This window comes from Ruegeria sp. BC8 (genome assembly GCF_056535705.1).
In genome coordinates, this window is sequence record NZ_JBQFIV010000001.1 from 2,158,188 (window position 1) to 2,169,230 (window position 11,043).

Consider the following 11,043-nt stretch of genomic DNA (forward strand, 5'->3'; position numbering starts at 1 on the left):
TCTATTGGTACAGGCGCTTGGCGACCAGCCAGGATGCGGGCAAAGCCGCGACCGCTCCGACGGCTGCGGCACCCACGATGGCCAGGGTCGAAACCATTCCCGCGGTCAGCACGGCGATAACGGCCGTCCCCGCGAGGGCGGTCGCGATCAGGGAATACAGTAGCGCTGCAAGTCTCATCATTGCCAGTCGTCCTTGTTGATGGCGTCTGACGCGCAGATTGCCGAAGCGGAATACAATCGGCTTTGATGCAGATCAGGCTGGGTCCCTACATCCCGGAATCAACCGGGCCGACATAGTCGCCCCCGCCGTTTACCCAGTCCGAGAACCCACCCAGGTTGTAGACATGCTGATACCCCATGTCCTTGAGCAACTTGCCCGCAAGTGCCGCCCGTCCGCCCGAGGCGCAATGCAGAATGATCGGGCGATCCTTCCGCAGCTCGGGGTCATGCGATTGCAGCGCAGGATCGGCACGAAACTCGAGCATACCGCGTGAGATATGGTGAGACCCAACCGCGCGACCGGTCTTTTCCAGTTCAGGCGCATCGCGAATGTCCAGCAGCAGCGCACCCTGCTGCAATAGCTCCCTGGCTTGCGCGGCGCTGATACGTTGAACAACGGAATTCGCGGCCTCAAGCATCTCTTGAACGGTCAATGGCATTCGTGCGGTCCCTCCCGGATTTTCACGAATGCTAGCACGGGGCCATTTGTATTTGTAAGCGCTATGGTGGTCGCCTATTGCTCGCGAAAGGCCCGAGACATGCTGTCGACGATCGGCTTGGCGATATAGGCGGCAAAGGTGCGTTCCTCGGTCTGGATCATGATCTCGGCCGGCATGCCGGGGGTCGGAATGAAACCCCGTACCCGGTCCATCTCGTCAGGCTCCAACGACACCCGGGCCAGATAGACCTCTTGAGGTATTCCGCTGGCTTCTTCCAGAACCGCGTCCGCCGAGACGTAAAAGACTTCGCCCGTCAGAACCGGTGTCGTGCGCTGATTCAAAGCTACCAACCGCACGGTCGCGGTCTGGCCGGTCACAACGCTGTCGATATCGGTGCGCGGGATCTGGGCCTCGATGATCAGCGGGGCATCAGCTGGCAGGATTTCGGCAATCGGCTTGCCAGTCTCGATGACGCCGCCCGGCGTGTAATAGTGCAGCCGCACAACCGTGCCATCGACCGGGGCGCGAACCACCGCGCGGGCAAGAACACTGCTGGCCTGGCGCGATTTTTCCCGCACGCTTTCCAGATCCGCCTCGATTACACCCAGTTCGTCCAGCGCTGCTTCGCGATAGGCAGACCGGGTCCGGGCGATCTGCTCTTCGTATTTCAGCAGCATCTGGCTGGTTTCCGAAGCCTCGGCCGCCAGTCGGGCCAATTGCCCGTCGGCTTCGGCCTGGACTCGTCGGATGGTGTTCAACTCCCCCTTTCGGACAAGCCCTTTTTCGAACAACGCGTTTTTGGTTTCGTATTCTTCCTGAAGGATCGCCTTGCGGCGTTCCATGCTTTCCAATTGCGCCTCGAAGCCGCTGGCCCTGATCTTCAGCGCCTCGATATTGCGTTCGAGAAGGGCAATGTCATTCAGCAACGTCTTGCGCGAGACTTCGAAACTGAGCCGCTGGTTGTCGAGAATGGTCATAACCTCGACGTCGTCGGACGCCTCGATCAGGGCGGGTGAAAACTCCAAAGTGTCCTTTTCGGCATATTCGGCCAGCAAGCGCTCGACCATCGCCTGAAGGCGGATCTTGCGGATGAACAATTCACGCTCATTTGCCTCGGCCGAGGTCTGGTCGAGTGTCATCAAGACCTGCCCCTCCTGCACGGTCTGGCCTTCGGTGACCAGGATCTGTTCGATGATTCCTCCTTCAAGATGCTGAACGATCTTGTTGCGCCCGGTAGCCACAAAACTGCCCTGCGCAATCACTGCGGCCGCCAGCGGCGCCTGAAACGACCACAGGCCGAAGCCGCCGAAACAGGCGACCAGCAGCACGGTGCCCACGACTATGAACTTGGTTATCGATCTCGGAACCTCGGCGTACCAAAGGGCGGGATCGTCTACTTGTACCAACTCGTTCATCTTTACCCCCGTCTACCCTTTCAACTCGGGCTGCTGGCGCGGCCCGTTCAGTTGCTGCAGCACTTGCTCACGCTGACCGAACAGGGCGACCCGCCCGTCCGTCAACAGCATGATCTTGTCCACCACGTTCAAAAGCGTCGGTTTCTGGGTGATCACGACCACGGTAATCTTGTTTTCCCTCGCCTGCTCGATTGCCCGGGCCAGCGCCTTGTCGCCCGCGACATCCAGGTTCGAGTTCGGCTCGTCCAGAACCACCATGCGTGGATTGCCAAAGAACGCGCGGGCCAGCGCGATCCGCTGTTTCTGACCGCCAGACAGGGGCGAGCCATCGGCAGCGACCACGGTCTCATAACCCTGTGGCAAGGTGGCGATCATGTTGTGCACGTCGGCCAGAACTGCAGCATCATGAATTTGCTCATCGGTGGCATCGGCACGCATTCGACCGATGTTGTCCTTGATCGTGCCTGGAAACAGCTGAACGTCCTGCGGCAGGTACCCGATGCTTTCGCCGAACTGGCGCGGATCCCAGTTTCGAATATCCATCAGGTCGAGCCGCACGCTGCCCGAGGTCGGCAGAATCGATCCTACAAGCGTTTTGCCCAGCGTGGTCTTGCCCGCGCCCGAGTTGCCGATGATCGCCAGCGTCTCGCCCGGGTTGAGTGAAAAACTGATGCCGTTGAGAACCACGCGCTTGGTGCCCCCGGGTACAAACAAAAGGCGTTCAACATCCACTCGTCCCTCGGGGCGGGGCAAGCGCAGCTTCTCATACTGAAGCGCCGAGTTGGACAGCAATGCCTTGATGCGGCTGTAGGCTCCGCGGGTCAGAAGGAATGTATTCCAGCCCTCGATTGACCCTTCGATCGGCGCAAAAGCCCGCCCAGCGATGATCGAGGCCGCGATCACCATGCCGCCCGTGATTTCGCCTTGCAGGGCCAGATAGGCCCCCCATCCCAGAATGCCGACCTGCGTCAGCAGGCGCACGGTGCGTGAGATCGCCGCGAACACCACGTTTCTATCCTGCGCCCGGACCTGCCAGGTCAGGGAGTTGGCGGTGTCGCGTCCCCAGATCCGAACCGCCTCGGGGATCATAGCTAGTGCGTTGATGATCTGGCTGTTCCGCGACATCGAATCCAGATGCTGGTTGGCTAGTGACTGGGCCATGTTGGCCTCGGCAAACGGTTTGGCCGTCATCCGCTGGTTGATCAGCGCGATAACCATCAGGATCACGGCCGTCACCACCACGATCATGCCCAACTCTGGGTGAACCAGAAAAATCATAAGGATGAACAACGGCGCAAAAGGAACATCCAAAAAGGAGAGAAGGGTGCTTGAAACGAGAAAGCCGCGGATTTGCTGCAGATCACCCAGCGTCTGATACTCGCGTCCCGTCCCGTGCAACGAGGCATGCGCTGCGGCACTGAGGGTCGGAGCACCCAGTCGCGCCGCCACTTCGACCCCGGTGCGCATCAACATGAAGCGCCGCACCGCATCGAAAGCCGATTGAAAGATGATTGCCCCGGCCACGATCGCGGTCAGCATGATCAGCGTGTCCAGCGAGCGGCTGGTCAGCACCCGGTCACTGATCTGGAACAGGTAGATCGGGATCGCCAGGATCAACAGATTGGTCGCGCAGGTCAGTACCAGAACAAAGGCAAGGTTTCGCCATATCGCTCGCATCGAGGTCCGAAGGGTGCGTTGAAAGTCTTCGGGCGGCGTGCGCTTGTGAAAAGTTTGGGGTGGCCCTTTGCCGCCGCCATCGCCTGAACCAGTACGCAGCAGCGGCTTGTTCGCTTCGGCCTCGATAGTGGTGCCCATGCGATCCGTCCCACCCGACCGGGACGAGGGGGTCATGCGCGCGGTCGGGCTTTCGACGGTTTGCGGTTCCGAGTCCTCGGCATTGGCCACCCCTTCGCCGTCACCCGCACGCCCTTCCACAGCGACGGTCTCCGGCGTTTCGCGCCGTCGGGGAGAGGCGGCGCTGAATGTTGTTTCTAGTGTGTTGTCGTCTGTTATTTTCTGATCGGTTTCGTCCCGGGCTTCCGGTGCCGGAGCCGCTGCATTGCGAGCAACCTCTTGCTCCTTCTGCGCCGTGGCCGGGCCCTCCTGCGCTGCCTTGTTCTGGCTCTGCTCGGTCACGGGCACGCGCATCTCCTTGGTCAGCCTTAGCCGTGCGGTCAGCCGTTCCGTTGCAAATGACGAGCCAGACACCATGTCGCTGGGTCGCAAAGTCAGAGGCTGTCCGCTTCCCGACCGGTCCAGCGGGCTGGCATATCGGGTGCGGCGCGACGAAAAAACGATCGACATAAACAAACCTTCCGGTCACTCGTAAAATAGGGAAAATCAGGTCAGGATGGATTGCATTCCTACATTGGCGTCCAAGTCTTCGGGGGTCAGTGCAGGAGCGGTCGGGCCGCTCACTGCTTGCCCGGCGGTCATTGCCTCCTCCATCAGGATTGCGATGGCTTCATTGGCAAATTCCGGGCTGATCTCATTCTCGGGCAAGTCGATGAGACTGGCCTGGTGCAGCAAAAGCTCGGAATACGCGCCCTGCTCGGCCATGACCACGGAGTCTACGCCCAGCTTGTTGATGTTGGCCGCATTCAGCATCGCGTTGCTGCCGGACACGACTTCAGTACTGGCCGCGTGCGGACCGGACAGGAAAATGTCATCCTGATCGGCAAGCATCGTGACCTGCTCAAGAATATTCACCTGCAGCAGGTTTCCGTCGATCTTCAGAACGCGCATCTGCTCCATGCCCGCGAACATCGGATCGTTCAGCAATGCGTCCTCGAGCGCGGCCATGTTCATCTCATTCAGAGCCATGGTCTCGGCCATGTTCTCCTCAAGCGCCTCCTGCAGGTCCAGGCCGTTGGTCATCACCGAGGCCTGGTTCATCAGCAGGTTTTCGTTCGCACCTCCGGCAGGTCCGGCTAGGCCGCCTGACACCACGTCGTCATCCATCAGGACAAGCGTCTGGAACAACATGTCGACCGAGATCATGTCGCCGCCGATCATTATCAGGTCATAGTAACTGCCGAGTTGAACAATATCGGCCACGTTGACCATCTGGTTGCCACCCATCGCATACATGGTCGAAGATGCGGAAATCTCGGTCTGGATATGGTCGATGTCGGTGGCGTTGATGACCTGCTTGAGGAAGTTGGCAACCACCAGATCGCCATGGATCCAATCGACGGTCAAAAAGGACGGCTGCCCGGCCCCACCAGCCACGGCCGAGGTTCCGGCAAGCCACGGCGCAGGATTCGCCTCGGTTTCAATCTGGGCGGATTGGACGACGTTGGTGCCCGCGCCGCTGCCGGTGTTTCCGACATCAACATCTGATACCAGCGCGACCTGGCTGATCATCGTCAGGCTGATCGCTTGTCCACCCACGGCGATGAAGGGGGCATCCACCCAACCGACGTTCAGCGCGACTTCGTTGATCGCAAGATTGCCGCCGGCGACAACGGTATGACCCTCGTGTGACTCCGGCCCTTCGGACTGGTTCCACTCGGCCGGATAGGACTGTGACACCAGATTTTCCTCAGCCTCCTCGGGCTGGTGGTAGGCAGGCAGAAGATCGCTCCAGACCGGAGCCTCCGACACGTGTTGACCGTTGACGATGATGCCTTCCGCGTCTTCACCTTGGAATTGGTGAACCGTGACACCTTGGACCGATCCATTCATTGGCGTCGTTATCTGTTCGACCAGCGTATCCAGGTATTCTGGCGTCATGTAGTCCGGTATCGCCAGTGAAGGCACCGCCATCGCATGAAGCGAGTGCGCCACGTCCAACGCGGCTTCGGCCTGCGCTGTCAGCATCGCCGCATCGCGGAAGTCGCCCGCGCCCACGGTATCATTGTCGCGCAGGACCAATGTCTGGAATGTGTAAGTGACGGCAGACCCTATCAGGTCGCTGACGACCTGAGGCTGCAACATCAAGAATTGCGGCCCGACCGAGATGGGCAATTCGGACTGCGGAACGAATCCGCCCGGCGCCAACGGGTCACCGATCTGGATGTTCGACTCGAGCATTGGGCCGGCTGGTGGCAGCGGCAACTGCGGGTCCGCGGGCGGTTCGGGGAAACGGTAGGGAAGCGGGTCGTAGTCCTTGGGCTTCAGATCCAGATCGGCCTTGACGACAATCCTGATCGGATCCTCCAGGCCTTCAACTTCGGCCAGCCGGCGGAGCGCCGTAAACTCCTCGTATTGCTGCCGCAGGATGGCCTGTTCCATCGTGAGCTGAAAAGTACCGATAAAATGCGCGATCGTTTCCGTAATGCTGTCAAGTGACATCTGGACTATCCCTGTCACCCTTTCCGGCAGAAAATTTCCGGGTCTGGGTTAGGTTGGACCGAGGCCATGAAACACGGCCCCGGTGTTTTCATCAAAGACCGGAGGCCGAAATCGCGGCCTCCGGGGTCAGGCATTATGCCTCGGTGTCGTCGCTCGCGTAGGTCGAACTCATCGAACCGCCAACCATCGTGGTATCGACCGAGTTGCCAAGCACGTTGGCGCCCATGACGATTGTCTGATTGAAGGCCGAGGTATCGACCACTGCTGCTGCCGACGCGTAGGATTCACCGGTGACGATACCGTCGCCACCATTGTTGGAACCCCAGGTGCCGCCATTGCCGCCGGCTCCGCCGTCACCCGAATAGGCGCCGGCCGCGCTGCCACCGGTGACTGCGCCACCCGTGGTATCGCCGGACATGGCGCTACCCATGGCGTAGCCGCTGGTACCACCATTGGCCGCAGACGCACCGCCTGCACCACCGGCTCCCGAGCTGGCCGCACCAGTCGCGCTGCCGGATCCCGTCGAGGTGGCATCGTTGTCGGTGTACGACGCGCCGCCGTATCCCGCGATGGCTTCGGCCAGACTGTCGGCGGAACCGTTTGTGTCAGCGTCAGCAAAGACTTCTGCCGCACCACCGGTACCGGCCGTGTTGACCGCATCCGCAGAACCCGCACCGTTACCGGACGAGGTGGACGTTGGCGTCGTGGTCCCACCGGCTCCGCCAGCGCCTTCCGCACTGGACGAACCCGAACCGGTTCCATTTGCCGCGCCATTGGCCGCGTTCGAACCGCCGGCTCCGCCGGTTCCGGTCGACGTCTGCGGGTTGCTGGCCGCACCGTTCACGTCACCGGGCGACTGGCTGATATTCGGACCGCTTGCGGCCAGATCGCCGACGCCCTGTGCGCCAGAGTTGGCTGCCGAGCTGCCGCCCGTGCCGGCTCCGCCGGACCCTGCGCCACCGGTTCCGGCACCGCCGGTTCCTGCGCCGCCGGTTCCAGCACCACCGGTGCCCGCTCCGCCGGTACCCGGGTTGTTGCCCGTGGTTCCGCCGCCGCCGGTCGCAGCGTCGGTATCAGCCGCATTCAAGGCCGGACCACCATCCGCGATTTCCTGGTTCAGCGCCGCGATGGCTGCTTCGACCATGGCCGAGAATCCACCGGATCCCTCGCCACCAGAGCCTTCGCCACCAGCACCTTCACCACCCGAGCCCGAGCCGCCGGAACCCGTGCCACCGGAACCAGGCCCACCGGTGCCATTCGCGCCACTTTGCGCGCCGCTGCCGGCCATGCCCGCACCTGTGTTGCTTCCGGCCGTCGCTTCATTCGCTTCGGTCGTACCGGTGCTGTTGTTCGATGCAGAACCCGAGTTCGATGACTCGCCGTTGCCGCCATTGGCGCCGTTCGCACCCGACTCGTTTCCGGCTAGGCCAAGGCCCGCGCCGATCGATCCGGTCGCGTTTTCACCACCATTGGCATTGCCTTCCGAGTTGGCGCCGGACAGCCCCAGACCAAGGCCGAGACCGATCGAGCCGGCATTACCGCCTTCACCGCCAGTTCCCTGGCCGTTGGCATTCGAACTGCCGGTGTTGTTGGCGCTGGAGGTGCTGTTGGCGTTGCCGCCATTGCCAGCCGTGCTTTCGCCACTGGCTTCGGCGCCCGACAGACCAAGACCCAGGCTCGTGTTGTTGGCGCCGCCCGAAGCCGCACCGTTGCCGCCTTGCGAAGCCGCGCCGGCATTGCCGGTGTGGCCGCCCAGCGCGAATGCGTGGCTGCCATTGGTCTCGCCGCTTGCTGCACCGCCGTAGCTGGTTCCGCCGGAACCCGAGTTACCGCCGCCGGAGGAGGAACCGATGCCTTCTTCGGCATAGGCCGAACCGCCCGTCGCGCTGCCGTTCTGATAGAACGAGCCGTCATTCGACAGGCTGGGCGAATCCAGCGTGTCATCGTCACTCAGGCTGGCCAACTGGTTGTTGATCGACGACATGTCGTTGCCGTCACCATTCATCGAGATGGACAGGTTCAGATCATCGCCGGGATCATAATTCACGTCGTTTCCGGCCGTGATGACATCACCGATGGATGCCGAGTCACCGATATCCAGATCGACCTGGTCATCGTCGCGCGGGATCCACTCGCCTTCACCGAAATCGATGTTGATCGAGTTTGCGATGCTGTTGCTGTCATCGCCGCCATTGACGTTCGATTGCTGCTGACCTTGCTGTTGGCCCTGCTGCTGCGCTTGGCCCTGATCCTGACCCTGGGCCTGTTCGTTTGCAACCTCGGTCGCCTGAGCCTGAGCCTGGTTCTGTTCGTCTTCGTTGTTTGCAGCGTTTTGAACTTCCTGACCCTGCTGCTGTTGCTGCGCGGTCAGTTCGGCCTCGATATTTGCTTCTTCAACGGGGATTTCCACCGAGATCGGAGCTTCGAGATTTTCAACATTAACTTCGTCAACGGTCGTGACATTGGTATTGTTCACATTGCGTCGCATAACAATCTTCCATTTTTGAAGCGCCAGACCGCCATTCATCTACAAAGCGATATTCGGCGCGGTTGAAAAATATTATTGAGCGTCCATTCGCGAAACTGCGCATGTCTGCGGCCTTGTCTTTCGAATGATGTGTTGTCACCCCCTTTCTCGGCCAAGCCGATTCCGTGACTGCTCAAAATCACGCGAAAATACGCGGGCCGCAGACACGCCAGGTACAAGTACACTTCGCAAATTGAAGCACGACACAGGGTACAGATGCCGTTCGGCCTGCCTAGCTGGCAGAAAGTATTAACATCACTAAAGCGATGATTTGCTTACCGTATTACTCGAACACGCGTTTCAGGGTCGAGTTCGAAGCCAAATTGGCCTGCCACAAAAGCCGGAAAAATTTAGTTATTTGAATCCCGATATTTAAGCGGCCTGACCGTCAAACGACCTTAATCGAAAGTTCTAAAACCCGGTGATTCCCAAAGCCGTACAGTTGTCGAAAACTGAACTTTCTGGTATGCTCAACACAGATTTTAGATTGTTTTTATTCAGTTTCACCTCGGCCAATAACGGCCAATTCAGGACGTAATCCGGGGGTATTTAGGGGGGCACAAGAATGAGCATTTCCGAATTAAGTAACAGTTCCTGCACGATCGACGAAAACGAAGATTTCATGATTGTTTTTATTGGGAAAGAGCTCTTCTACTCCAACCAAACCCTGCGAAGCGTCCAGCACGAATTCGGCGTTGCAGCCCACAGGTTTGAATCTCTCGCGGCATTCTTGTCCCAAGCCAGCAATGCTGAGGGTTCCGGCAAGATTGTTGTCGTGGATCAGATCATGATGGAGGATCTGCTGGCCCGTCCCTCCGATTATGTCCGATCGTCCATGCCGGGATGCCTTGCCTTCGCATACCGCAAAGAGGACGCAGCCCGGTTCGTTTTCGAGCGATGGGACCGATCCCGGTACGGATCAATCGGGTTTCTTCCGATGAACGTCGCCCCGGACGCATGGCGCGCGATCCTGCGGCTGCTGATGCATGAAGAGTTGTACCTGCCGGGATTTGTGGCCAATTGCGTTGCATCGAAGCCGTGCGCGACAGGAGCGACTACGGCCCGAGAAACTCCGAAATCCCCTGCGGCTGGCCCTCTGTTGTCAAAACTGACCCGGCGCGAGAAGCAGGTTCTGCAACTTGTCTCCGAAGGCAAAAGCAATAAGGCGATCGCTGCCCAGTTGGGTATCACCGAACACACGGTCAAGCTGCACATGCACAACGTGTCGGGCAAGATCGGTGTCAGCAACAGAACGGCAGCGGCGCATTTCTTCTTTGAGGCGGCGGCGCAGGACGCGCACCGAACCTCGGTTGACTGACGACTTCGAAGCCAGGTTCGATCGGTTGATCCTTTTGGTCGGCCGCCTGAACTATGTCTGGACGAACACCGAAAGCCTGCTGATTCATCTGATTGCCGGCCTCTCGGGGACCAGCAAAGACGTAGCCGTCATCATTTTCCTGACCCTGAACACGACCCGCGCCCGAATTGATCTGGTCGAGCGTCTGGCAAAGATGGACGGAAGGCCGGCCTCGGTTCGTGATCCGATCCTAGAGCACACGCAGCGGCTCAGCCGTCTGTCTGGCATCCGCAACAAGTTCAACCACTGCATCTATTCCTTCGACCAGGAAACCGGGAACCCCAAAACGATCCTGATGCGCATTGCCGATCGAAAAACCGACATCAAGCTGGGACGCGAAGATACGGTCGACGAACAGGCGATGCAGGAAATCGAGGATGTCGTCGCGCAGCTGTCGGCGGCGAACCAGGACATCTGGCGGCTGATCTCCAAGCTGGGTTATCCGGTCTGACGATCGCCCTCGGCCAAGTCGACCAGTGTGTTTGGTGCGGGCGGTGGGACTCGAACCCACACGGCGCTAGGGCCTTCGGATTTTAAGTCCGATATGTCTACCATTCCATCACGCCCGCATCCGGCCGGTCTGATGCACCGGCGCCGGATCACGTGCCGAACACTTACACGCACCCATACCGATTGCAAAGACCGCAAGCGGTCAATTCGCCAGCCAGATCAACGCCGTTTGGTTCAGGGCAGGTAGCCACTTTTCCCAGGGAACAGGAAGTGTGCATTTCTCCCATTTCACCCCTATGCCTTGACAGATTGACTGCATTTCTATGACGTCTGCCGGAT

General features: G+C 59.9%; 8 protein-coding genes and 1 tRNA gene. 2 read left to right on the forward strand and 7 right to left on the reverse strand.

All coding sequences use genetic code 11. The features are described 5' to 3' along the window. Position 1: 1 nt before the first annotated feature. From ACR3EK_RS10955 to ACR3EK_RS10980, 6 genes are all read right to left on the reverse strand, one after another. Positions 2-181 (reverse strand): hypothetical protein, encoded by a 180-nt coding sequence (locus ACR3EK_RS10955; RefSeq protein ID WP_170363027.1) that lies wholly within the window; start codon positions 179-181, stop codon positions 2-4. Positions 182-266: 85 nt separating this feature from the next. Continuing rightward, entirely contained in the window at positions 267-659 is a 393-nt protein-coding gene (locus ACR3EK_RS10960; RefSeq protein ID WP_093962649.1) for a rhodanese-like domain-containing protein, read from the reverse strand. Between the two features lie 74 nt (positions 660-733). Beyond that, positions 734-2,074 (reverse strand): HlyD family type I secretion periplasmic adaptor subunit, encoded by a 1,341-nt coding sequence (locus tag ACR3EK_RS10965; protein ID WP_170338088.1) that lies wholly within the window; start codon positions 2,072-2,074, stop codon positions 734-736. A gap of 12 nt (positions 2,075-2,086) precedes the next feature. Beyond that, complete coding sequence (locus tag ACR3EK_RS10970; protein ID WP_170435169.1) at positions 2,087-4,378, reverse strand: type I secretion system permease/ATPase; 2,292 nt, start codon at positions 4,376-4,378, stop codon at positions 2,087-2,089. A 36-nt stretch (positions 4,379-4,414) separates the two neighbouring features. Next, the gene (locus ACR3EK_RS10975) at positions 4,415-6,370 is read right to left on the reverse strand and encodes a type I secretion protein (protein WP_480633387.1); all 1,956 of its coding nucleotides are present in this window, start codon (positions 6,368-6,370) and stop codon (positions 4,415-4,417) included. A gap of 133 nt (positions 6,371-6,503) precedes the next feature. Then, a complete protein-coding gene (locus ACR3EK_RS10980) occupies positions 6,504-8,858 on the reverse strand; it encodes a hypothetical protein (protein WP_480633388.1) in 2,355 nt (784 codons plus the stop codon). A 769-nt stretch (positions 8,859-9,627) separates the two neighbouring features. On the opposite strand from ACR3EK_RS10980, the gene ACR3EK_RS10985 reads away from it, so the two are divergent. Both ACR3EK_RS10985 and ACR3EK_RS10990 read left to right on the forward strand, forming a co-directional pair. Next, entirely contained in the window at positions 9,628-10,215 is a 588-nt protein-coding gene (locus ACR3EK_RS10985; RefSeq protein WP_254430246.1) for a helix-turn-helix transcriptional regulator, read from the forward strand. Continuing rightward, positions 10,208-10,705 carry a hypothetical protein gene (locus ACR3EK_RS10990; RefSeq protein WP_093962654.1) on the forward strand — a complete coding sequence of 166 codons (498 nt, stop codon included), beginning with the start codon at positions 10,208-10,210 and terminating at the stop codon, positions 10,703-10,705. Before ACR3EK_RS10985 ends, ACR3EK_RS10990 begins: the two co-directional genes overlap by 8 nt. Before the next feature lie 32 nt (positions 10,706-10,737). Here the strand turns inward: ACR3EK_RS10990 and ACR3EK_RS10995 are convergent. Beyond that, positions 10,738-10,823: transfer RNA gene (locus ACR3EK_RS10995), tRNA-Leu, on the reverse strand. Positions 10,824-11,043: the final 220 nt, after the last annotated feature.